17 protein-coding genes and 1 riboswitch are annotated in these 23,420 nt (G+C 64.2%); of the genes, 15 read left to right on the plus strand and 2 right to left on the minus strand.

Annotated features, from left to right (window positions below; genetic code table 11):
* Positions 1–59: 59 nt before the first annotated feature.
* Genes clpX (B0G38_RS05160) through B0G38_RS05170 form a run of 3 tightly spaced genes read left to right on the plus strand, consistent with a single transcriptional unit; the run spans position 60 to position 3,373 of the window.
* A complete protein-coding gene (gene clpX, locus B0G38_RS05160) occupies positions 60–1,352 on the plus strand; it encodes an ATP-dependent Clp protease ATP-binding subunit ClpX (RefSeq protein WP_264668443.1) in 1,293 nt (430 codons plus the stop codon).
* 51 nt (positions 1,353–1,403) lie between these two features.
* Positions 1,404–2,696, plus strand: a complete 1,293-nt coding sequence (clpX, locus tag B0G38_RS05165; RefSeq protein WP_264668444.1) for an ATP-dependent Clp protease ATP-binding subunit ClpX — start codon at positions 1,404–1,406, stop codon at positions 2,694–2,696.
* A gap of 56 nt (positions 2,697–2,752) precedes the next feature.
* The gene (locus B0G38_RS05170; protein ID WP_264668445.1) at positions 2,753–3,373 is read left to right on the plus strand and encodes a mycothiol-dependent nitroreductase Rv2466c family protein; all 621 of its coding nucleotides are present in this window, start codon (positions 2,753–2,755) and stop codon (positions 3,371–3,373) included.
* A 292-nt stretch (positions 3,374–3,665) separates the two neighbouring features.
* Here B0G38_RS05170 and valS read toward each other — a convergent pair whose 3' ends face one another.
* The gene (gene valS / locus B0G38_RS05175) at positions 3,666–6,287 is read right to left on the minus strand and encodes a valine--tRNA ligase (RefSeq protein WP_264668446.1); all 2,622 of its coding nucleotides are present in this window, start codon (positions 6,285–6,287) and stop codon (positions 3,666–3,668) included.
* Between the two features lie 103 nt (positions 6,288–6,390).
* Here valS and B0G38_RS05180 point away from each other — a divergent pair, with 103 nt between their 5' ends.
* The 6 genes from B0G38_RS05180 to ndk all read left to right on the plus strand — a co-directional run bounded on the left by B0G38_RS05180 (position 6,391) and on the right by ndk (position 13,449).
* Positions 6,391–6,750 carry a DUF488 domain-containing protein gene (locus B0G38_RS05180; RefSeq protein WP_264668447.1) on the plus strand — a complete coding sequence of 120 codons (360 nt, stop codon included), beginning with the start codon at positions 6,391–6,393 and terminating at the stop codon, positions 6,748–6,750.
* A 17-nt stretch (positions 6,751–6,767) separates the two neighbouring features.
* A complete protein-coding gene (locus B0G38_RS05185) occupies positions 6,768–7,511 on the plus strand; it encodes an SDR family oxidoreductase (protein ID WP_264668448.1) in 744 nt (247 codons plus the stop codon).
* Positions 7,512–7,854: 343 nt separating this feature from the next.
* The gene (ileS, locus tag B0G38_RS05190; RefSeq protein ID WP_413542028.1) at positions 7,855–11,142 is read left to right on the plus strand and encodes an isoleucine--tRNA ligase; all 3,288 of its coding nucleotides are present in this window, start codon (positions 7,855–7,857) and stop codon (positions 11,140–11,142) included.
* Positions 11,139–12,491, plus strand: coding sequence for a bifunctional folylpolyglutamate synthase/dihydrofolate synthase (locus tag B0G38_RS05195; RefSeq protein ID WP_264668450.1), 1,353 nt, complete (start codon positions 11,139–11,141; stop codon positions 12,489–12,491). Before ileS ends, B0G38_RS05195 begins: the two co-directional genes overlap by 4 nt.
* Before the next feature lie 3 nt (positions 12,492–12,494).
* Complete coding sequence (locus B0G38_RS05200; RefSeq protein ID WP_264668451.1) at positions 12,495–12,962, plus strand: DUF4233 domain-containing protein; 468 nt, start codon at positions 12,495–12,497, stop codon at positions 12,960–12,962.
* Positions 12,963–13,032: 70 nt separating this feature from the next.
* Entirely contained in the window at positions 13,033–13,449 is a 417-nt protein-coding gene (gene ndk / locus B0G38_RS05205) for a nucleoside-diphosphate kinase (protein ID WP_264668452.1), read from the plus strand.
* A 105-nt stretch (positions 13,450–13,554) separates the two neighbouring features.
* Here ndk and B0G38_RS05210 read toward each other — a convergent pair whose 3' ends face one another.
* On the minus strand, positions 13,555–14,139 hold the full coding sequence (locus tag B0G38_RS05210; protein ID WP_264668560.1) for a vitamin K epoxide reductase family protein: 585 nt from the start codon (positions 14,137–14,139) through the stop codon (positions 13,555–13,557).
* A gap of 495 nt (positions 14,140–14,634) precedes the next feature.
* Between B0G38_RS05210 and B0G38_RS05215 the strand changes: the two genes are divergently transcribed.
* From B0G38_RS05215 to proB, 6 genes are all read left to right on the plus strand, one after another.
* Entirely contained in the window at positions 14,635–17,982 is a 3,348-nt protein-coding gene (locus B0G38_RS05215; RefSeq protein WP_264668453.1) for an Rne/Rng family ribonuclease, read from the plus strand.
* Between the two features lie 80 nt (positions 17,983–18,062).
* Positions 18,063–18,161, plus strand: a riboswitch (TPP riboswitch).
* Between the two features lie 67 nt (positions 18,162–18,228).
* On the plus strand, positions 18,229–19,704 hold the full coding sequence (gene thiD / locus B0G38_RS05220) for a bifunctional hydroxymethylpyrimidine kinase/phosphomethylpyrimidine kinase (protein WP_264668454.1): 1,476 nt from the start codon (positions 18,229–18,231) through the stop codon (positions 19,702–19,704).
* Between the two features lie 222 nt (positions 19,705–19,926).
* A complete protein-coding gene (gene rplU / locus B0G38_RS05225) occupies positions 19,927–20,235 on the plus strand; it encodes a 50S ribosomal protein L21 (protein WP_169996755.1) in 309 nt (102 codons plus the stop codon).
* A gap of 55 nt (positions 20,236–20,290) precedes the next feature.
* Positions 20,291–20,554, plus strand: coding sequence for a 50S ribosomal protein L27 (rpmA, locus tag B0G38_RS05230; protein WP_169996650.1), 264 nt, complete (start codon positions 20,291–20,293; stop codon positions 20,552–20,554).
* A 130-nt stretch (positions 20,555–20,684) separates the two neighbouring features.
* Complete coding sequence (gene obgE, locus B0G38_RS05235; protein WP_264668455.1) at positions 20,685–22,265, plus strand: GTPase ObgE; 1,581 nt, start codon at positions 20,685–20,687, stop codon at positions 22,263–22,265.
* Positions 22,255–23,385: a glutamate 5-kinase gene (proB, locus tag B0G38_RS05240; protein ID WP_264668456.1), complete on the plus strand. Its 1,131-nt coding sequence runs from the start codon at positions 22,255–22,257 to the stop codon at positions 23,383–23,385. The genes obgE and proB overlap by 11 nt, the downstream gene beginning before the upstream one ends.
* The last annotated feature ends 35 nt before the right edge of the window (positions 23,386–23,420 follow it).

Here is a 23,420-nt window from a genome sequence, read left to right on the forward strand (position 1 = left end):
TCCGCACGCTGCTCCCGGGCGTTGACCGATTCCAGTAGGACCAAGTAAGGGGACTGAATATGGCTCGCATTGGTGAGAGCGCTGACCTGCTCAAGTGCTCCTTCTGCGGCAAAAGCCAGAAACAAGTCCGGAAGTTGATCGCCGGCCCCGGCGTCTATATCTGTGACGAATGCATTGAGCTCTGCAACGAGATCATCGAAGAGGAGCTGTCGGAGGTTTCGGACCTCGGCTCCTTCGAACTGCCCAAGCCGCGTGAAATATTCGACTTCCTGCAGGAATACGTCATCGGACAGGAACCGGCGAAGCGGGCCTTGGCCGTTGCCGTCTACAACCATTACAAGCGGATCCAGTCCGGTCACACGCCCAAGAGCGCGGGGAACCTCTCCGACACCAGCCCGCTCGACGACGTCGAGGTCGGCAAGTCCAACATTCTGCTGATTGGACCCACCGGCTGCGGCAAGACGTATCTGGCCCAGACCCTGGCACGCCGGCTCAACGTTCCCTTTGCCGTCGCGGATGCCACCGCGTTGACCGAAGCCGGCTACGTCGGCGAAGACGTCGAGAACATTCTGCTCAAGCTCATCCAGGCCGCTGACTATGACGTCAAGAAGGCCGAGCAGGGGATCATCTACATTGACGAAATCGACAAGATCTCGCGCAAGAGCGAGAATCCGTCCATCACCCGGGACGTTTCCGGCGAGGGTGTCCAGCAGGCACTGCTGAAGATCCTTGAGGGAACAGTGGCATCCGTTCCGCCGCAAGGCGGCCGGAAGCACCCGCATCAGGAATTCATCCAGATCGACACCACCAATGTGCTCTTCATCGTGGCCGGCGCGTTCGCCGGACTGGAGGAAATCATCGGTTCACGGGCCGGTCGCAAGGGCATCGGGTTCGGTGCTCCACTGAGCGACGCCAGCAAGGACGCCGACAGCTACGGCGAAGTCATGCCGGAGGACCTGCTTAAGTTCGGCTTGATCCCCGAATTCATCGGCCGTCTGCCGGTGATCACCACGGTATCGCACCTTGACCGCACCGCCCTGATCCAGATCCTGACCGAACCTAAGAACGCATTGATCAAGCAGTACCAGAAGATGTTCCAACTGGATGGTGTTGAACTCTCCTTCGAGCCGGAGGCTCTGGAAGCCGTGGCCGAGCTCGCACTCGAGCGGGGGACAGGCGCCCGTGGCCTGCGCGCCATTGTCGAGGAGGCCCTGCAGCCGGTGATGTTCGACCTGCCCAGCCGCGAAGACATCGCTTCCGTCGTGATTACCGCCGACGTGGTGAACGGCAAGGGGGAGCCTTCCCTCATTTCCCACGATGTAGTTGCCAAGCGGCGGAACAAGTCGGCCTGACCGGAACTGGCGCCGCACAATCCAGACAGACGACCAGGTAGAGGACGGAATATGGCTCGCATCGGTGGAAACGGCGACCTGCTCAAATGCTCTTTCTGCGCTAAAAGCCAGAAACAGGTCCGAAAGCTGGTCGCGGGCCACGGGGTCTACATCTGTGACGAGTGCATCGAGCTGTGCAACGAGATGCTTGCGGAGGAATTCTCCGTAGCGGCAGAGCCTGCCGGCTTCGAACTGCCCAAGCCGCGGGAGATTTTTGAGTCTTTGCAGGAGTACGTCATCGGGCAGGAACCGGCGAAGCGGGCCTTGGCGGTTGCTGTCTACAACCACTACAAACGTACCCAGCCAGCTCCGGTGTCCGAAGGTTCTCCTGATTCCGCCGCTGCCGGTCCGCTGGGCGACGTCGAGGTCGGCAAATCCAATATTCTGCTGGTCGGTCCAACCGGCTGCGGTAAGACGTTTCTCGCGCAAACCCTGGCACGCCGGCTCAACGTTCCGTTCGCCATAGCCGATGCGACCGCCCTGACTGAGGCCGGCTATGTTGGTGAGGACGTCGAGAACATTCTGCTCAAGCTTCTTCAGGCCGCTGACTATGACGTCAAGAAGGCCGAGCAGGGGATCATCTACATTGACGAGATCGACAAGATCTCGCGCAAGAGCGAGAACCCCTCCATCACCCGGGACGTTTCCGGAGAGGGAGTCCAGCAGGCACTGCTGAAGATCCTGGAGGGGACCGTCGCCTCCGTCCCGCCGCAGGGCGGCAAGAAGCAGCCGCAGCAGGAAGCCATCCAGATCGATACGACCAACGTGCTCTTTATCGTGGCCGGTGCCTTCGCCGGACTCGAGGACATCGTTGAGAGTAGGTCCGGAGGCAAGGGAGTCGGCTTTGGTGCCATGCTGCGCGAGGTCTCCAAGGATGTGGACAGCCACGGGCAGGTCATGCCCGAAGACCTGCTGAAGTTCGGCTTGATCCCCGAGTTCATCGGCCGTCTGCCGGTGATCGCCACGGTATCGAAATTGGACCGTGCGGCACTGATCCAGATCCTGACAGAGCCGAAGAACGCGCTCATCAAGCAGTACCAGAAGCTGTTCCAGTTGGATGGTGTGGAGCTGTCCTTCGAGCCGGAGGCTCTCGAAGCGGTTGCAGAACTCGCGCTTGAGCGCGGGACAGGCGCCCGCGGCCTGAGGGCCATAGTGGAAGAAGCGCTGCAGCCGGTGATGTTCGAGATGCCGAGCCGTCAGGATATCGCCTCCGTGGCCATTACCGGCGACGTCATCAAGGGCAAGGGCGATCCCATCCTGATCCCGCAGGACGTTGCAGCCATGCGCCGGAACAAATCCGCCTGATCCCCGGTTGCGCATTTAAGCACCACAAACATTTTCCACAATAAGGAGTTTCGAGTATGCCCGATAACAACGCGCCGTCGACCGTTGATTTCTGGTTCGATCCGGCATGCCCGTTCGCCTGGATTACCTCGCGCTGGATGCTTGAGGTTGAAAAGGTCCGCGAGGTCAAAGTGGACTGGCACGTCATGAGCCTGGCCGTGCTGAACGATGGCCGGGACGAGTTGCCCGACAGCTACAAGGAATTCCTTAAGACCGCCTGGGGACCCGTCCGCGTCATCATCGCGGCCCGGGAACTGCACGGCGCCGACTACGTTAAGCGGCTCTATGACGCCATGGGCACCCGGATCCACGACGAAGGCAACGAGGACATCGAAGCCGTCATCGCGGCATCGCTTGCGGAGGTGGGCCTTCCGACGGACCTGGCAACTTATGCCACTTCCGATGAGTATGACGAGCAGCTGCGTGCCAGCCATGAGGAAGGCATCAGCTTGGTCGGTGACGAGGTCGGAACTCCGGTCGTCGCATTCAACGGGACAGCCTTCTTCGGACCGGTACTGACCCGGATCCCCCGAGGAGATGCCGCCGGCCGGATCTTCGACGGAGCCGTCGCACTGGCGGAATTCCCGTACTTCTATGAGATCAAGCGTTCCCGCACTACCAGTCCCGAGTTCAGCTAAAGCAGCGGCACGCCGGAGATCTTTCGGAAAAAATCCCGGATGCTCTGGCGTGTCGGCTTGCGGGGGAGTATAAATATTTATACGCATCCCCCAAAAGATGCGGGAACGAACACCAAAGATTCAGAGACAAGTTGACTGGACTCAGTTCCACCAACTGCCAGCCGGTGACAAGGCTTGGAAGACCTGGAGTTCTGCGGAGTTCGGGAGATTCTGAATGTCACTATACGAATCGTCGAGTCGAAGCCCCACCAACGGCTAAACGCTGATGGGGCTTCCCCTCGTTAAAGGCTTATTACGCCGGCTCTTCAGCTGCGGCGAGTTCGACGCCGGAGACTGTCAGTTCACCGTCCGCCTCCGTGAGCTTCAGCTCACTGGCGTTGCCTGCCGCCTTCAGATCGCCCAGACCGGCTTCCAGCTGTGCCACCTGCTTCGCTGATCCGCTGATCAAAGCCGTCACTACCTCAGTGCGCTGCTTGACCTTGGCCTCGGACTTGGCCTTCCGGATGCCGCCGAGGGCCAGACCGACCGTGCCGAGCAAATCCTTGTCGGCGTCCGCGGCGATACCCGACAGTGCCGCCGTCGTCGGCCATTCGGTGCGGTGGACGGAACCGGCGCGCCACCATCCCCACACTTCTTCAGTGGCGAACGGCAGGAAGGGAGCGAAGAGCCGCAGCAGGGCGTCCAGGGTTGTGGCCAGCGTGGCCAGCACACTGGCCTGCTCTGCCTCACCGGCACCGCCGTAGGCGCGGTCCTTGATCAGTTCGACATAATCGTCGGTGAAGGACCAGAAGAAGCTCTCGCTGATCTGGAGCGCCCGGGCGTAGTCGTACTTCTCGAATGCCGCGGTGGCCTGCTCAACCACATCGGCCAACTGGCCCAGCAGTGACTTGTCCAGCGGGTTAGTGATCACCGATGCGTCGGAGGAGATGACCGACGTTTCCGTGGCCCCCAGATTCAGCACAAACTTGGAGGCGTTGAGCAGCTTGATGGCCAGCCTGCGGCCGATCTTCATCTGTGCGATTTCGTAGGCCGTGTCCGCACCCAGCTTGGCCGAAGCGGCCCAGTAACGCACCGCGTCAGCACCGAACTGCTCAAGGACATCCGTAGGAACCACGACGTTGCCCTTGGACTTAGACATCTTCTTGCGGTCCGGGTCCAGGATCCAGCCGGAAATCGCGGCATGCTTCCACGGCGCGCAGTTGTTGAGCGCATCCGCGCGCACAGCGGTGGAGAAGAGCCAGGTCCGGATGATGTCGTGGCCCTGCGGACGCAGGTCGAACGGAAAGACCTTGCCGAAGAACTCTTCGTCGCGGCTCCATTTGCCCACAATCTGAGGGGTCAGTGAGGAGGTGGCCCAGGTATCCAGGACATCGGCGTCCCCGGTAAAACCGCCGGGAACGTCGCGCTGGGATTCGTCGTAACCCGGGGCTGCTTCCGCGGCGGGATCCACCGGCAGCATCTCGTCCGCCGGCAGCACCGGATTGTCGTAATCCGGGTTTCCTGCGGAGTCCAAGGGGTACCAGACCGGGATCGGAACTCCGAAGAAACGCTGGCGGGAGACCAGCCAGTCACCGTTGAGGCCTTCGATCCAGTTCTCGTAGCGGGAACGCATGAAGGACGGGTGGAACTCGATGTCCCGGCCGCGGCCGATCAGCCGCTCCCGGCGTTCTGCGTCGCGGCCGCCGTTGCGGATGTACCACTGGCGCGACGTGACGACCTCGAGCGGCTTGTCGCCCTTTTCATAGAAGTTGACCGGATGGGACATCTTCTTCGGCTCGCCGTCCAGCTCTCCGGCTGCGTCCAGCAGTTCGACGACCTTTTCCTTGGCGGAGAAGACGGTTTTGCCGGCGATCTCGGCGTAATTGGCCTTGCCCTCGTCCGAAGTGATCCACTCAGGCGTCTCGGCTGCGATGCGGCCGTCCCGTCCCACAATGGCCCGGGTAGGCAACTGCAGTTCACGCCACCAGGTGACGTCGGTGAGGTCGCCGAAAGTACAGACCATGGCGATGCCGGCGCCCTTGTCGGGCTTGGCCAGCGGGTGGGGTTTCACCTCTACCTCGACGTCGAACAACGGGGACTTCACTTTCGTGCCGAACAGCGGCTGGTAGCGCTCGTCGTCGGGGTGCGCGACGAGTGCCACACATGCGGCCAGCAGCTCGGGCCGGGTGGTTTCGATGTGGATCTTCTCGCCGGCCGGCGTTTCGAAGGCATAACGGTAGTAGGCCCCGGTCATTTCCCGGTCTTCGAGTTCCGCCTGGGCAACGGCAGTGCGGAACGTGACGTCCCATAGCGTCGGGGCTTCGGCCATGTAGGCGTCGCCGGCGGTCAGATTGGCCAGGAAGGCACGCTGGGAGACGGAACGGGAAACGTCGTCGATGGTCCGGTAGGTCAGTTCCCAGTCGACGGAAAGGCCGAGCGTGCTGAAGAGGTTTTCAAAGACCTTCTCGTCCTCGACGGCGAGCTCCTCGCAGAGCTCTATGAAAGTCCGCCGGGACACGACGTCGAAATCACGCTGGTTCTTTGCGGGCTTGGCCGGTGGCTGGTAATCGGGATTGTACGGCACGGACGGATCACAGCGGACACCGTAGAAATTCTGTACGCGACGTTCGGTGGGCAGGCCGTTGTCATCCCAGCCCATCGGATAGAAGACGTTCTTGCCCTGCATACGTTGGAAACGGGCCAGAACGTCTGTCTGCGTGTAGGAGAACATGTGGCCCACATGCAGCGAACCCGACGCGGTCGGCGGGGGAGTGTCGATCGAGTAGACCTGTTCCCGGGTAGTGTCCGGGTTGAACTTGTAGGTTCCTTCCTCGCGCCACCGCTGGGTGAGGACAGCCTCGAGGCCTTCGAGGGCCGGCTTGTCGGGGACATTTACGATTGCGGGCGTGTCTGTGCCCGGTTCATGTTCAGCCATGGGGGTCATTCTCCCACGACAGCGGGAGCAGATTCATATCCGCCATCCGGGCTTGCTGGCAAGGCTTCTGTCGGAAGCACGCCGTCCGGCGTAGCATGCGGCTATGGGAAGCATCCGGATCAAACGCATCTACGAAGAACCCGATCCAGCGGACGGATACCGGGTGCTGGTGGACCGGCTGTGGCCGCGGGGCATCAAGAAAGAAGACGCACACATCGACCTATGGCTCAAAGACGTCGGTCCCTCCGACGGGCTCCGCAAAGAGTTCGGCCACGATCCGGAGAAATTCGATGACTTTGCCCAGGCCTACCGCAAGGAGTTGCGGCAGTCCGACGCTGTCCAGGACCTGATCGATGCCGCCGGCGAACATGACCCGATGACATTGCTCTTCGGCGCCAAGGACGAAGAGCACAACCAGGCGGTCGTGTTACAAGAGTACTTAAACGCGCGATTGAGCACCTGACTGCTTACGCTGGTCCTGTGAGCAAACGTGCAGTGGTAACCGGGGCAAGTTCAGGCATCGGCGAGGCATCAGTGAGGGCGCTGCGCGCCAGTGGCTGGGACGTGATCGCGGTTGCGCGGAGAGCAGAGCGGCTCGAAGACCTGGCCGCCGAAACCGGGGCCACCGCTTATGCCGCCGACATTACCGATGCTGCCTCCGTGGGCCGTCTGGTCGAGGATGTGCTGGCAACCGGCGGCATCGATGCGCTGGTCAATATCGCCGGCGGCGCCTTCGGCACGGAATCGATGCTTGAGGGCAAGCTGGCCGACTGGGAACGCATGTACAACGTCAACGTCCTCGGCACGCTACGCATGATCCAGGGATTCCTCCCGGCACTGCGTGAAAACGGCGAAGGTTCCGTGCTGCTACTGACGTCGACGGCGGGACTGGCGGCTTACGAAGGCGGCGGCGGATACGTGGCGGCCAAGTTCGCGGAGCACTCGATGGCGAACACCCTGCGGCTCGAAGAGGCAGAACACAACGTCCGAGTGATCGAGATCGCCCCGGGTCTGGTCCGCACCGAGGAGTTCTCGCTCAACCGGCTCGGCGGTGACCGGACCGCGGCCGACAAGATCTACCAGGGCGTGGACAAGCCCCTGGTTGCTGCAGATGTGGCCGACGTCGTCGCCTATTCGCTGAACCTGCCGCATCACATCAACTTGGACCAGGTGGTCATCCGGCCGGTCGCTCAAGCAGCGGCACACAAGCTGATCCGGCGCTGAAACCGGCACCCGGCCGCCGATGTTTCGACATTGGAGCCCGCAGCCATCTAAACTGGAAGGCAACAGCTTGGACCCGGCCATCACCGGTGAGCTTCCGGAAGAAAAGTGCCTGCCAACCGGCGCGGCACCCAGTAGAACCGGACGGGTAAGCCCGTCACAGCAGTGAATGAGGGGCTGCCCCTTCAGGTTCCCGTGAGGAGCCCGGGGAGGTCAGCAAGTGAGGTGGTACCGCGGGTTCCGCTCCCGGCCGCCGGGCTAGTTGAGACAACTGGCACGGCTGCTTGGTTCAGAGCACGTCCTCGCAGGAAGTGTCCACGCTTGCTAGCTGTCCAGGATGACGAATATGCCCCAGATTTATCCCAAGGCCACCACCGCCGGCGCAGCCGCCGCCCAGAGCTCCCCGAAGTTCCCGGAGATCGAGGAACTGGTGCTCAAGTACTGGAAAGAAGACGGCACCTTCCAGGCCTCCATCGACCAGCGCGACGCCGGCGAGAACGGCGCCAACGAGTTCGTCTTCTACGACGGCCCGCCCTTTGCCAACGGCCTGCCGCACTACGGCCACCTGCTGACCGGCTACGTCAAGGACATTGTCGGCCGGTACCAGACCCAGCGCGGCAAGCGGGTTGAACGCCGGTTCGGCTGGGACACCCACGGCCTGCCCGCCGAACTGGAAGCGATGAAGCAGCTCGGCATGACCGACAAGCAGCAGATCGAAACCATGGGCATCGACAAGTTCAACGATGCCTGCCGCACCTCGGTGATGAAGTATGCCAGCGAATGGCAGGCCTACGTGACCCGCCAGGCCCGCTGGGTGGACTTCGAGAACGACTACAAGACGCTCAACGTCGAGTACATGGAGTCGGTGATCTGGGCGTTCAAGCAGCTGCACGAGAAGGGCCTGACCTATAGCGGCTATCGCGTGCTGCCTTACTGCTGGAAGGACGAGACGCCGCTGTCCAACCATGAGCTGCGTATGGACGACGACGTCTACAAGAACCGCCAGGACCAGACGGTCACCGTGACCTTCCCAATCGTCGCGGGTGAAAGCGCGCTCAGCCGCGAGCTGGCCGGCGTCAACGCCCTGGCCTGGACCACCACGCCCTGGACCCTGCCCACCAACCAGGCCCTCGCCGTCGGGCCTGAGATCATCTACGCTGTGGTCCCCGTTGGTCCCAACGGCAGCACCGCCGAGGGGGAGAAGTTCCTCATCGCGCAGGACCTGCTGGCCAGCTACGCGAAGGACCTGGGGTACGACGACGGCGCTGCCGCGGCCGACGCCGTCTCCGCCACCTACACCGGCGCCCAGTTGGATGGCTTGCAGTACGAGCCGCTCTGGGACTACTACACGGACGCCGAGAAATGGGGCACCGGGACGTCCTGGCGCTTCGTCGTGGCGGACTATGTGACCACCACCGACGGTACCGGTCTGGTGCACCAGGCTCCGGCCTACGGTGAAGACGACCAGAGGGTCTGCGAAGCTCACGGCATCCCCGTCATTGTTTCCGTGGACGAGGGCGCCAAATTCCTGCCCTACTTCAGCGAGGGGCCGCTCTCGGAGATCGCCGGACTGCAGGTCTTCGAGGCCAACAAGCCGATCACCCGTGTCCTCAAGGCCCAAGGCCGGCTGGTCCGCCAGGCCAGCTTCGAACACAGCTACCCGCACTGCTGGCGCTGCCGGAACCCGCTGATCTACCGCGCCATCTCCTCCTGGTACGTCGAGGTCACCAAGATCAAGGACCGGATGGTCGAGCTGAACCAGCAGATCAACTGGATCCCGGACAACGTCAAGGACGGACAGTTCGGCAAGTGGCTGGAAAACGCCCGCGACTGGTCCATCAGCCGCAACCGGTACTGGGGCAGCCCCATTCCGGTCTGGGAATCGGACAACCCGGACTACCCGCGCCAGGACGTCTACGGTTCACTGGCCGAGATCGAAGCCGACTTCGGCCGGCTGCCGCTGAACGAGGCGGGCGAGCCGGACCTGCACCGGCCCTTCATCGACGAACTCACCCGGCCCAACCCGGACGACCCCACCGGCCAGTCCACCATGCGGCGCGTGGAAGATGTGCTGGACGTCTGGTTCGATTCGGGCTCGATGCCGTACGCGCAGGTCCACTACCCGCACGAAAACCAGGACTGGTTTGAGCACCACAACCCGGGCGACTTCATTGTCGAGTACATCGGCCAGACCCGCGGCTGGTTCTACACCCTGCACATCCTGGCTACCGCGCTCTTCGACCGGCCGGCGTTCCGCAACGTGATCAGCCATGGCATTGTGCTTGGTTCGGACGGGCAGAAGATGTCCAAGAGCCTGCACAACTACCCGGACGTCTCCGAGGTGCTGGACCGCGACGGTTCCGACGCCATGCGCTGGTTCCTGATGTCCTCGCCGATCCTGCGCGGCGGCAACCTCATCGTCACCGAACAGGGTATCCGCGACGGCGTCCGCCAGGTCATCCTGCCGTTGTGGAACGTGTGGCACTTCTTCAAGCTCTACACCAACACCGCGGAAAACGGTGCCGGCTACGAGGCGAAGTCCGTTGCCGGCGACACTGCCCGGATCGAGTCCCTGGACTCGCTGGACCAGTACATCCTGGCCCACACCGGGGACCTGGTGCGCTCCATCACGGAGAGCCTGGACAGCTACGACGTCTCCGGAGCCTGCGACGCACTGCGCGAGTATCTGGACACGCTGACCAACTGGTACGTGCGCCGCAGCCGCCAGCGGTTCTTCGACGAGGACCAGGACGCGTTCGACGTGCTCTTCACCTGCCTCGAAGCGGTGTGCCGTTCCGCGGCGTCGCTGCTTCCCCTGGTGACCGAGGAAATCTGGCGCGGCCTCACCGGAGGCCGTTCGGTGCACCTGGCGGAATGGCCCGACGCCGGCATGTTCCCCGCCAAGGAGGATCTGGTCACCCGGATGGAGAGCACCCGGATCATCTGCTCCGCGGGTTCCAGCCTACGCAAGGCAGCGAACCTGCGGGTGCGGCTGCCGCTGTCCGAACTGACCGTCGTCGCTGCCGGTGCCGAAGAGCTGGCCGGCGGATACGAGGACATCATCAAGGACGAGCTGAACATCAAGTCCGTCCGCCTGATCGACGCCGGTACCGCTTCCCCCGAGGAGTTCGGCATCGAGCAGAAGCTTGTGGTCAATGCCCGGGCCGCAGGCCCGCGGCTGGGCAAAGATGTCCAGACCGCCATCAAGGCGTCCAAATCCGGAGATTGGTCCGTGGACGACGCCGGTACGGTCACCGCGGGTGGGCTGGAACTCCAGCCGCAGGAATACACGCTGGAAACGGTCGTGACGGACAGCGCCGGCGGAGGTTCTGCCTCCGTCGCGGTGCTGCCCGGCGGCGGTTTCGTGGTGCTGAACACGGAAGTGACCCCGGATCTGGAAGCCGAGGGTGTGGCGCGCGACTTTGTCCGTACCATCCAGCAAGCCCGCAAGGACGCCGATCTGGTGGTCAGCGACAGGATCCGCACCACAGTCAGCGCGGAGCAGCCGGTGCTGGATGCCTTGGGCACGCATGAGTCGTTGGTTTCCGAAGAAACACTGACCGTCGAGCTGGTGCTGGTGCCCTCGGACAACGGCCAGGAAGTCACTGTCGAGAAGGTCGAGGGAAAATCATGAGCGACGAATTCGGCGTAGAGAGTGTCTACGCAGAACTGCTCAGCCGTGCTCCGGAAAACAAGATGGAGCCACGGATGGAGCCCCTTTACCGGGCCATGGAGATCCTGGGGGAGCCGAACAAGGCGTTCGCCAGCATCCATCTGACCGGTACGAACGGCAAGACGTCCACGGCCCGCATTATTGAAGCTGGACTGCGCGCCCATGGTCTGCGGACCGGGCGCTACACCAGCCCGCATCTGACCAAGGTGACCGAGCGGATCAGCATCGACGGTGAGCCTGTCAGGGACGAGACCTTCGTGCGCATTTGGGATGAAATCCGTCCCTACCTCGAAATCGTCGATACCGAACTGGCCGCTGCCAGCGAGCCGCGGCTGACGTATTTCGAGTGCGTCACCATTCTGGCCATCGCCGTTTTTGCGGACGAACCGGTCGAGGTGGCGGTCATCGAAGTGGGACTTGGCGGCATCACGGATGCTACCAATGTGATCGACGGCCAGGTTTCCGTCATCACGCCGATTTCGCTGGACCACACGGACCTGCTGGGGGAGACCACCGAAGAGATCGCGTTGGAGAAAGCCGGGATCATCAAGCCAGGCAGTTTCCTGATCAGCGCGGCCCAGCCGGCCGATGCGGCCCAGGTGCTGCTGGAGAAAGCCCAGGACGTGGGCGTGCCGTTCCGGTTCGAAGGAGTCGAATTCGGCGTCGAGTCCCGGCTCATGGCCGTCGGCGGACAGCAGCTGACCATCGCCGGTCTGGCGGGACGCTACGAAGACCTGCTGCTGCCGCTGCACGGGGCGCACCAGGCGCAGAATGCCGCGGTTGCCGTGGCCGCCCTTGAGGCGTTCCTGGGCGGCGGCGTGAAGGAACTGAACATCGAACTGCTGCGCGAGGGGTTCAGCCAGGTCACCTCGCCGGGCCGCCTCGAAGTGGTCCGGACCGCGCCCACCGTGATAGTCGACGCGGCCCACAACCCGGACGGCATGCGCGCCACAGCGGCCGCAGTAAAGGAGGCCTTCAACCTCTCGCGGCTGGTGCCGATCGTCGGTGTGCTGCGGGAAAAGGATGCCATCGGGCTGCTCGAGCAGTTGAAGGAACACTTGGGCGATCTGGTGGACGAGATCTGCGTGACCGTGTCCAACTCGCCGCGCGCCATCCCGGCGGAGCAGTTGGCGGAAGATGCGATGGCCGCAGGCTTTGCCGAGGGTTCCATCCACGTGGCCCAGAAGCTGGATGACGCGATTGAGTGGGCGGTGGAACGGGCCGAATCACAGAACGACCTCGCCGGCGGAGTCCTGATCACAGGGTCCATCACCTTGGTCGCCGACGCACGCATACTGCTGGGGAAATAACACATGGCAAAACTGACAAAAGCACAACGTGAATGGCGTCCGGACATGCCGAAGAAGCGACGTTCCATCAAGGTCATGTTCGCCTCGACCGTGCTCCTGCTGGAGGCCTTCGTCGTGTTCTTCGGAACACTCGTGGCTTTCGGACTGCACAAGGACCGCTTCCCGCAGCCGGTGATTCTCAGCGTCGGTATTGCGCTGGCGCTGGTGCTGGTTCTTTGCTGCGCGCTGCTCCGCAAGCCGGCAGGAATCGCCCTGGGCTGGATCCTGCAGCTGCTGATCATCGCTACCGGGTTCGTCGAGCCGATGATGTTTGTCGTCGGCGTGCTGTTCGCGCTGACGTGGTGGTACGGGATCAGGACGGGCATCCGGCTGGACCGGGAGAATGCCCAGCGCGACGCCGAACAGGCCGAATGGGAACGGACCCACCCGCAGGACGGGCCAACGCCGGGCCCGGAGGCAGCAGGAAACTAGCCCCGGCCCGTTCGCATAGGATTGAACGGGCTCTCGAGCCAGAATTGAAGCGATTTGAGGAGAAGAAAACGTGAGCGTTGAACGCACTCTTGTACTGGTCAAGCCGGACGGTGTGACCCGCGGGCTGACCGGGACCATCCTGGCCCGGGTGGAAGCCAAGGGATACAAGCTCGTCGAGCTGAAACTGGTCAACGCAACCCGTGAACTGCTGGAACAGCACTACGCCGAGCACGTCGGCAAGCCGTTCTACGAGCCGCTGGTGGAGTTCATGCTCAGCGGGCCGGTTGCGGCAGCCGTCTTCGAAGGACAGCGCGTGATCGAGGGTTTCCGCTCGTTGGCCGGGTCCACGGAACCGACGGCGGCGGCGCCGGGGACCATCCGCGGCGACCTCGGCCGCGACTGGGGCCTGAAGGTCCAGCAGAACCTCGTCCACGGTTCGGATTCGACGGAGTCCGCGGAGCGCGAGATCGGCATCTGGTTCAGCTGAACCTCCCGCAGCCGGTCGGCTGCAAACGGCAAAGGCCGCGTACATCCTTCCGGATGTGCGCGGCCTTTGCCATAGGGGATCACCGGCAGTTCACTGCCGCCGGCCTCAGCCGCCGAGGAAGACGTTCATAAAGCGGATGAAAACGCTCGCCGCCGTGGCTACCCAGAGGATGATCGTCAAGGTCCATGCCCAGTCGCTGGCGAAGGCGACCACACCAGCCGGTGCCTTGATCACCCCGTGGCCCAGGTTGCGAACGGTGACCATGACGAACATCGGGATCATCATGGCCCAGACCACGATGCAGTAGATGCACAGGATGAAGATATCGAACAGCGCCTGGCTCCACAGCCAGACCACGAAGATGAAACCCAGCGTCACTCCGGCCTGCAGGCCGATCCAGTACCAGCGGCGGAGCCGGGCACCGGCGAGCATCGCTATCGCCGTCGTAATCGGAACGGCAAAGGCCACGATCCCGATCAGCGGATTCGGGAAGCCGAAAATCGCCGCCTGCCAGGTTTTGAAGACTTCGCCGCAGGAGACCCACGGATTGACGTCGCAGCTCGTGATGTGGCTCGGGTCTTCGTAGACGGCCAGCCGCTCCAGAACCAGGATGGCCGAGGCGATCCAACCGACGACGCCGGTGGCGAGCAGGAGCCAAGCGAAGGGTTTGTGCCGCGAATGTACTGCCACGGCGCTGTCAGGACGATGTCCGGCCGGGACGGTTTCTGCGCCGGTTTCGGCATGGGCCGCGTGGTGGTTCACCGGACTCCTCTTCCATTGGGGTATGTCTGGGACGATTCTAACCGCTGCAGAAGTGGCAAATGATAACGAAAACCGGGCCCATATGAGAGAATGGCTCTTGGCTGGTAATGGAACCACATGCCACTACCGGTCCAGCGACAGGCTTCCAGGTTTGTCGGCGATGCTTCCGGTGTCGGAGCCCATCATCCGGATGGGCCCTGCGGAATCCGCCAGATGACCCTACCGATGAAGAGAATATATGCGGTAGTAGGAAAAGCGCCGCTGGTCCCTGAGTGTACCGCGCCCCACAGTTGGCGCGAGCTCGGGAGATACGATAAGGACTTCCGGTGACGGGTGGCCACGTGGCCCGAAGGATAACCGGCTACTTTCCTTGGCGGTGCCGGAATGTGGCCGGTGCCTCCAGGGGCTGGAGTGCAGTAATAAATGGATAATGAACAGGTAAACCCGGCAACATCCGATCAGTCGGATACTTCCGGAGCAGCGGGCACAGACAGCGCCGCCTCAATCGCAACACCAGAAACCGAAACTGCGGCCAAGGCGCCGGTCAAGCGGGCCACCCGCGCCCGACGCAAGCCCGCGGTGGAAACAGCGGAGGTCCCGCCGACAGCCGGGACGGAGAACACCGCGGAAACCGCCGGTGCGGCTACGGACGCCACAGCGGAGCCGTCGGAAGCAGCCGCTGGCCAGGGCGCCGGGGAAGAAGCCGCACCGGCGAAGACCCGTGTGCGCCGGACCCGCAAGACGGCATCGGCCCCGGTCGACGAAGATTCAGCAGCGGGCGTCACGGTGCCGCCCATGCCGACAGAGCCTCCCGCCATGGCCGCCGCCGATGCAGAGCCGGCAGCAGAGCCGGCTGAGGGCGCGGCTGAGGCCAAGACACCGCGCAAGCGCAGGAAGGCTCAGCCCCGGACCGAAACGCCGGAGGTTGCCGCGGACAGTGCAGCAAGCACGCCCTCGCAGGAAACTGCTGGGGACACGGCACCGGATACCACTGCCGGCGAGGCAGATTCCTCCGAAACTGCCGAGCCCGCCACGCGTACCCGCACCCGTGCCCGCCGGACGGCGGCTCCGAAGGCCGCGCAGGAGAGCCCCGCCGCAGCCGACCTGGATGCGTCCGCCCCAGATACGTCCGCCCCAGCTCCGTCCACGGAGCCGGTTGCCGCGCAGGCGCCGGAGAACGCACCGGCGGCAGAGGAACAGCCCGAAGAGGACAACGAGCCGGCAGTGCTGAGTCCCTTCGCCGTCCCCGAATCGCCCGTACAGGTCCTCTTCCACGCACCGGATCTGACCGCTGTCCGCCCGGTCCGTCCGGCCGCCGCAGAGGAAGAGGCGGACGAGGATGAAGAAAGCGGCCCCCGCCGCAGCCGCCGGAACCGCCGCAGCAAGGGCCGGAACCGCACGGACGCAGTCGAAACCGGCACCGAGACCGAGGCAGAGGCCCAGGGCGAAGATACCGAAGAAGGGCCGGCGGAGTCCGGCGACGGCGTAACTGCCCGCCGCCGTCGTCGTCGGCGCCGCGGCGACCAGGATCTCGAACTCACCGGCGGGCAGGACGACGATCCGCCCAACACGGTGACCCGCGTACGCGCTCCCCGTCCGGTCAGCGAGACCCCGCCGAGCGACAAAGTCTCCTCGGTGAAGGGCTCCACCCGCCTCGAGGCCAAGAAGCAGCGCCGGCGTGAATCGCGCGAAACCGGCCGGCGGCGCCAGGTGATTACCGAGGCAGAGTTCCTGGCCCGGCGTGAATCCGTGGACCGCCAGATGATTGTCCGCCAGCGCGATGACAGGATCCAGATCGGTGTCCTCGAAGACGGCGTGCTGGCCGAGCATTTCGTGTCCAAGACACAGCAGGACTCCCTGATCGGCAACGTTTATGTCGGCAAGGTTCAGAACGTGCTGCCCAGCATGGAAGCGGCGTTCGTTGACATCGGGCGCGGCCGCAATGCCGTGCTGTACGCCGGTGAAGTCAACTGGGAAGCCGCCCATCTGGAGGGCCAGCCCCGCCGGATCGAGAACGCGCTGAAGTCCGGCGACTCGGTGCTCGTCCAGGTCACCAAGGATCCGGTGGGCCACAAGGGCGCACGCCTGACCAGCCAGATCTCGCTGCCCGGACGCTTCCTGGTCTACGTGCCCGGCGGTTCCATGACCGGCATCTCCCGGAAGCTGCCCGACGTGGAGCGCAACCGGCTCAAGAAGATCCTGAAGGAACACGTTCCGGACGGCGCCGGCGTTATTGTCCGCACCGCGGCCGAAGGCGCCAGCGAAGAAGAGTTGATGAACGATATCAACCGGCTTCGTGCGCAGTGGGAAGGGATCGAACGCAAGTCGACCTCCAACAAGACGCTACCGCCGGAACTGCTCTACGCAGAGCCTGACCTGACCATCAAGGTGGTCCGCGACGTCTTCAACGAGGACTTCTCCAAGCTCATAGTGTCCGGTGAAGAGGCCTGGGACACCATCGAAGCCTATGTGACCTACGTGGCACCTGACCTCGTGGACCGGCTGGAGAAGTGGACCGGCGCAGAAGACATCTTCGCGGCGAACCGGATCGACGAACAGATCCACAAGGCCCTGGAACGCAAGGTCTTCCTGCCCTCCGGCGGCTCACTGGTGATTGATCGCACCGAAGCCATGACCGTAGTAGACGTCAATACCGGCAAGTTCACCGGTTCCGGCGGCAACCTCGAAGAGACCGTCACCAAGAACAACCTGGAAGCGGCCGAAGAAGTTGTCCGGCAGCTGCGCCTGCGCGACATCGGCGGCATCATCGTCATCGACTTCATCGACATGGTGCTCGAGGCCAACCGCGATCTGGTGCTGCGCCGCCTGGTGGAGTGCCTGGGCCGGGACCGTACCAAGCACCAGGTAGCCGAAGTTACGTCCCTGGGCCTGGTCCAGATGACCCGCAAGCGGATGGGGACCGGGCTGCTGGAGGTCTTCGGCGAGAACTGCGAGCATTGCGGCGGCCGCGGCGTGGTCACCCATGACGAACCGCTGGAGCACCGCCGTGCCGCGGTGGCCGCCGAGCACCATCAGCACCTTGTCCGCGCCGAAAAGCCGGGGCGGCCGGAGAAGCCGTCCCGCAGCGAAAAGCGCCGGAGCAAGAGCCAGAACAATCAGGGCACTGCGCCCTTGGCGCCGGAAGCTGTTGCGGAACCGGAGCATGAGGACGACGCCGAGCGGCAGGCCAAGGCGCAGGCGACCCGTGCCGCACTGGCGTCTATCGCTGCGGCAACCCACGCAGCCCATGAGGCGGAGGAACACGAGGCTGCGCTCAAGGCAGAACCGGCTGCGCGGAAGGCAGAACCGGCCGCCGCCCCCGAGGCGCCGGTCTTGACCATCAACGGCGAAAAGGTTGTGCTGCCCCGTGCCGAGCACAGCCCGGTGGCCGCCAGCGAGGAGCCGGCCCTGACTCTGGCGAGCCTGACGGATGCCTTCAACAAGGTAAGTCCGGAGATCGTCACAAAACCGGAGCCGGAACCGGAGGCAAAGCCCGAGGCGAAACCTGAGGCGACGGCGCCGCCGGCGCGCCGCGGCCGCCGTCGTCGTGCCGCAAGCAGTCCCCAGGGAGCCGCGAATCAGGCACCCATTGAGCAGCGGGACGGCATGGAGCAGTCCGCGAAGGCTGCCCCGGCGGTTCAGCCGTCCGGAGCGGGCGGCGCCAGTGCGTCGGTGGGCCGTGATGAAGCGGCGGCCAAGCCTGAGGCCGAGAAGAAGACTCCGGTGCAGCCGGTCATTCTGGGAGTCGGCGTTCCTGCGTCGGAACTCTAATCCAGCACTGAGTATTGCTGCCAAGTATCAGGGGCGGTCCTTTCATGTCGAAAGGACCGCCCCTGATGCATTAGGCTGGCAGCAGTGACACGGGGTGCCGGCGACTAGCCGGCTGAGATTTTAGACCCGTTGAACCTGAACCAGTTAGGACTGGCGGAGGGATGTCGCTGCAGTCTTCGGGCCACTGGCTGGCCAGCTGTGGAATTCTGCCGTGCACGTTCCGCCCTGAGCAGCAACGGAGCAGCCATGACCATTCGAACTACCCCCAGGGTTTTAAGCATTGCGGGGACCGATCCGACCGGGGGCGCCGGGATCCAGGCAGACCTGAAGAGCATCGCGGCGAACGGCGGCTACGGTATGGCCGCGGTGACTGCACTGGTGGCCCAGAACACTCAGGGTGTCCGTTCGGTCCACACACCGCCGCCGTCCTTCCTCGCCGAGCAGCTTGCGGCGGTCAGCGACGACGTCTGCATCGACGCGGTGAAGATCGGCATGCTCGGTGACAGCGAGGTGATTGGAACGGTAGGCCGCTGGCTCGCTGAGGTGAGCCCCGCCGTCGTTGTTCTGGACCCGGTGATGGTGGCCACCAGCGGCGACCGCCTGCTGGCCACAGACGCAGAGGAAGCGCTGCGCCGGTTGCTCGACCAGGCTCACCTCGTGACGCCGAACCTGCCGGAACTGGCGGTGCTGCTCGGTGCCGAGCCCGCGGCTGACTGGCAGGAGGCGCTGGCGCAGGGGAGGGAGCTCTCCCGCCGGCATGGCGTCATGGTCCTGGTCAAGGGCGGACACCTGACCGCGGAGGACTGCCCCGATGCGCTGGTAGATGTGAACGGCCGGCTGGCGGGCGAGGTGGTTGAATTCCGCTCCGGGCGGGTGCGGACGAAAAACACGCACGGGACCGGCTGCTCGCTCTCGGCAGCGATGGCGACGGTGCAGGCCCGGACGGGGGACTGGACTGAGTCGCTCAAAGAGGTCAAGGAGTGGCTGTTCGGCGCGCTGGTGCGCGCGGACGAGCTGGAGGTCGGGAAGGGCAGCGGGCCGATCCACCATTTCCACCAGTACACGCCGCGTCCGGCGGACCGGTTCAGCACGGAAGCCTGGGAACGCACCGCCGGCATCCGGGCGGAAATCATGGAGCTGGAATTTGTGCGGTCGCTCGCGGCCGGGACTCTCGCTGAATCGCAATTCGGTTATTACCTGGCCCAGGACGCGCTTTACCTCAATGGCTACTCGCGCGCCCTGGCACGGGCCAGCGCGCTGGCGCCCACCGAGCAGGAACAGCTGTTCTGGGCCAAGGGCGCACACGACTGCCTTGAAGTCGAGGCGCAGCTGCACCGCGAATGGCTCGCCGGGCGCGACATCGCGCCGGACCAAGGACCGGTCACCAAGGCCTACGTGGACCATCTGCTGGCCGTCAGCGCTGCGGGGAGCTATGCCGAGCTGGTGGCCGCCGTGGTGCCGTGCTACTGGCTCTATGCGCATGTCGGCAGCGAACTGTACGGCCGGTACAAGTCCTCCGGAGCCTCCGACCACCCGTACGGCGCGTGGATCGAGACCTATGCGGACGACGATTTCGCAGAGGCCACCCGGCAGGCCGTGGCAATCATGGACTCGGCTGCCCGGCAGATCCCGGAGCGGGAACGCGCACGCATGATGGCCGCCTTCGAGCATTCGGCCCACTGCGAGCTCCGCTTTTTCGATGCGCCGAGGCTTCATGCGTGAGCCGCGGCCGGTGTGGCCGAGCTAACAGTGCGGTTCCGCGGCACGCCGCCGGGGCGTCATTTGCAGGAAATAGCGGAAATAGCGTAATCTTGATCTTCGGTGCGAACGCCTTCGAAGGGTAAATCCCGTAGGCGTCACTGCACAGTGCTGGCAGGCATCCTTTTTACCGCCTGTATTCAAAGCGCATAACTGTATTAAACGTCGAGAGAAGTGAGTTCCCAAGTGGTGTACGCGATTGTCCGCGCAGGCGGCCGCCAAGAAAAGGTTTCCGTCGGAGACCTCGTAACCCTTGACCGCGTCCCCGGTGGAGCCGGTAGCACCTTCGAGCTGCCCGCGCTGCTCCTGGTCGATGGCGACAAGGTTACCTCCGCAGTTGATGAGCTGGCCAAGGTCAAGGTCACTGCAGAGATCATTGAGAATCTTCGCGGGCCGAAGATTGTCATCCAGAAGTTCAAGAACAAGACCGGCTACAAGAAGCGCCAGGGTCACCGTTCAGAACTGACCAAGGTCAAGGTCACCTCCATCGCGTAATTGCGGTCGGCAGGCTTCCAGCAGTTTCCATAGACAAAAAAGGTAGGCATAGCAAATGGCACATAAGAAAGGTGCGAGCTCTACTCGCAACGGTCGCGATTCCAACGCTCAGTTCTTGGGCGTAAAGCGCTTCGGCGGCCAGGTTGTTTCCGCTGGCGAGATCATCGTCCGCCAGCGCGGCACCCACTTCCACCCGGGCGCCAACGTCGGCCGTGGCGGCGACGACACCCTGTTCGCCCTCGAGGCCGGTGCGGTTGAGTTTGGTACTCGCCGCGGACGCCGCGTTGTGAACATCGTTGCTGCAGCAGCTGCCGAGTAATTTTCGGCAGCAATTCAGCTTTCCAGTGAGGCGGGCCGCGGGTCCGCCTCACTGGTGTTTAACCAGACTAGAATCACTGATGGGCACATCCGGTGTGAACCGGGATCACCTGAAGTAAAAGGAGATAAACGTGGCAACTTTCGTTGACCGGGTTGTATTGCATGTATCCGGTGGAACCGGGGGCCACGGCTGTGTTTCCGTCAAGCGTGAAAAGTTCAAGCCGCTGGGCGGCCCGGACGGCGGTAACGGTGGCAACGGCGGCGACGTCATCCTGCGGGTCGACTCGCAGACCACCACCCTGCTGTCCTACCACCACGCACCGCACCGGCACGCCAGCAACGGCGACTTTGGCAAGGGCGATCTGCGCCATGGCAGCAACGGCGAAACGCTGATCCTGCCTGTCCCGGACGGCACCGTGGTCAAGACCAAGGACGGCGAAGTGCTGGCCGACCTTATTGGCGAAGGTGCCGAGTATGTGGCGGCGGCCGGTGGCCAGGGCGGGCTGGGCAACGCCTCGCTGTCCTCGCAGAAGCGCAAGGCGCCCGGCTTCGCACTGCTCGGTGTACCGGGCGACGAGCGCGACATCGTGCTGGAGCTGAAGACCGTGGCGGATATCGCGCTGGTGGGTTTCCCCTCGGCCGGTAAGTCGAGCCTGATTGCGGCCTTGAGTGCTGCCCGGCCGAAGATCGCCGACTATCCGTTCACCACACTGGTGCCGAACCTGGGTGTAGTCCAGGCCGGCGACGTGCGGTTCACCGTCGCCGATGTGCCCGGGCTGATCCCCGGTGCCAGCGAAGGCAAGGGGCTGGGCCACGAATTCCTGCGCCACGTGGAGCGGTGCGCCGCCCTGGTGCATGTGCTCGACTGCGCCAGCCTGGAAGCCGACCGCGACCCGATCTCCGATCTGGAGACCATCGAGGCGGAACTGGCTGCCTACGCCGTCGACCTCAGCTACGCCGGTGCCGACGGCGCCGTCGTGCCCTTGAACGAGCGGCCCCGGTTGGTGGCGCTGAACAAGGTGGATGTACCCGACGGCAAGGATATGGCGGAGTTCGTCCGGCCCGAACTCGAGAAGCGCGGCTACAAAGTCTTCGAGATCTCTGCGGTCAGCCACGAGGGACTGCGCCAACTGAGCTTTGCCATGGCGGACATCGTCGTGGCGGCACGGCAGGAGGCGGCAGCCGCACCGGCACCGGTCAAGGTTGTCCTGCGGCCCAGGGCCGTCAACGAAGCCGGATTCGTCATCCGCAAGGAAGAGAAAAACCTCGAGCCGCTGTACCGGGTGCTCGGCGAGAAGCCGGAGCGCTGGGTTAAGCAGACCGACTTCAACAACGACGAGGCCGTGGGCTACCTCTCGGACCGGCTGGCCAAACTGGGTGTCGAGGACAAACTCTTCAAGGCCGGAGCCGTGCCGGGATCCACCGTGGTCATCGGCGAAGACGACGCCGTTGTCTTCGACTGGGAGCCGACCATGATGGGCGGTGCCGAGCTGCTGGCCGGCGCACCGCGCGGAACCGATATCCGGCTCGACGACTTCAGCGGCCGTCCCACGCGCAGCCAGAAGCGCCAGGAACAGCAGGACCGCAAGGACGCCAGGGCCGCGGCACGCGCGGAGCTGGAAGCCGAGCGCAAGGCAGGCATCTGGACCGAATCCGTCAATTACAAGCACCACGCCGGAAGCGGGGCATCGGAAGAAGACGATGAAAGCTAGCGCTCAACCGGCGGACCGTACACTGCTGCGGACCGCCGGCAGGGTAGTAGTCAAGGTCGGCTCATCGTCGCTGACCTCCGTGGCCGGGGGCATCGCCGAAGATGCGTTGCTGTCCCTGGTGGACGTGCTGGCCGCGCGCCGCAACACCGGCACGGAGCTGATCCTGGTTTCCTCAGGTGCCATCGCGGCCGGACTGGCCCCGCTGGGGCTGGGACGCCGTCCCCGCGACCTGGCCACCCAGCAGGCGGCTGCGAGCGTAGGCCAAGGGCTCTTGATGGCCCGCTATACCCAAGCCTTCGGCGCCCACGGTGTTGCCGTCAGCCAGGTGCTGCTGACCGCCGAAGACCTGATGCGCCGCCAGCACTATGCGAACGCCTACCGCGCGTTGAACCGGTTGCTGCACCTCGGCGTCGTTCCTGTGGTTAATGAGAACGACACCGTGGCCACGCATGAAATCCGGTTCGGCGACAATGACCGGTTGGCCGCACTGGTGGCCCACCTGGTCAAGGCCGATGCGCTGGTCCTGCTTTCCGACGTCGATGCCCTCTATGACGGGCCGCCGAAGGCCGGGGCCAAGCGCATCGCCCACGTTGCCGGGCCCGCCGATCTGGACGGGATCAGCATCGGCCGCACGGGCAAGGCCGGTGTGGGCACCGGGGGAATGGTGACCAAAGTCGAGGCCGCCGCCATGGCTGCGGAGTCCGGCATTCCCGCGCTTGTCACCGCAACGGCCAATGCGGCCGCGGCCTTAGCCGGCGAGGATGTGGGCACCTGGTTCAGCACCAACGGCACGCGCCGCCCGGTGCGGCTGCTCTGGCTGGCGCACCTGGCTACCATCCAGGGCCGCCTGACAATCGACGACGGCGCCGTGCAGGCTGTGCGCGAACGTCACCGCTCGCTGCTGCCGGCCGGGATCACGTCGGTCAAGGGCACCTTCGAGCCGGGAGACCCGGTGGAAATCGCCGACTCTGCCGGCCGCATCGTTGCCCGCGGGCTCGTCAACTTCTCCTCCTACGAGCTGCCCCGGATGCTGGGGCGCTCCACCAGAGAGCTGGGGGCGAGCCTGGGGCGCCAGTACGAGCGCGAGGTCATCCACGTGGACGACCTCGTGGTGCTGTAGGGACGGCAGACTACGTAACGCGAAAACGGTCAGGA

Source organism: Crystallibacter permensis (assembly GCF_025960875.1).
In the GTDB taxonomy this organism is placed as follows: domain Bacteria; phylum Actinomycetota; class Actinomycetes; order Actinomycetales; family Micrococcaceae; genus Crystallibacter; species Crystallibacter permensis.

Bases quoted from the DNA above. Each gene is read 5' to 3' on its own strand.
- clpX (WP_264668443.1), top strand. From the start codon at position 60: ATGGCTCGCATTGGTGAGAGCGCTGACCTGCTCAAGTGCTCCTTCTGC.
- clpX (WP_264668444.1), top strand. From the start codon at position 1,404: ATGGCTCGCATCGGTGGAAACGGCGACCTGCTCAAATGCTCTTTCTGC.
- B0G38_RS05170 (WP_264668445.1), top strand. From the start codon at position 2,753: ATGCCCGATAACAACGCGCCGTCGACCGTTGATTTCTGGTTCGATCCG.
- valS (WP_264668446.1), bottom strand. From the start codon at position 6,287: ATGGCTGAACATGAACCGGGCACAGACACGCCCGCAATCGTAAATGTC.
- B0G38_RS05180 (WP_264668447.1), top strand. From the start codon at position 6,391: ATGGGAAGCATCCGGATCAAACGCATCTACGAAGAACCCGATCCAGCG.
- ileS (WP_413542028.1), top strand. From the start codon at position 7,855: ATGCCCCAGATTTATCCCAAGGCCACCACCGCCGGCGCAGCCGCCGCC.
- B0G38_RS05195 (WP_264668450.1), top strand. From the start codon at position 11,139: ATGAGCGACGAATTCGGCGTAGAGAGTGTCTACGCAGAACTGCTCAGC.
- B0G38_RS05200 (WP_264668451.1), top strand. From the start codon at position 12,495: ATGGCAAAACTGACAAAAGCACAACGTGAATGGCGTCCGGACATGCCG.
- B0G38_RS05215 (WP_264668453.1), top strand. From the start codon at position 14,635: ATGGATAATGAACAGGTAAACCCGGCAACATCCGATCAGTCGGATACT.
- thiD (WP_264668454.1), top strand. From the start codon at position 18,229: ATGACCATTCGAACTACCCCCAGGGTTTTAAGCATTGCGGGGACCGAT.
- rpmA (WP_169996650.1), top strand. From the start codon at position 20,291: ATGGCACATAAGAAAGGTGCGAGCTCTACTCGCAACGGTCGCGATTCC.
- proB (WP_264668456.1), top strand. From the start codon at position 22,255: ATGAAAGCTAGCGCTCAACCGGCGGACCGTACACTGCTGCGGACCGCC.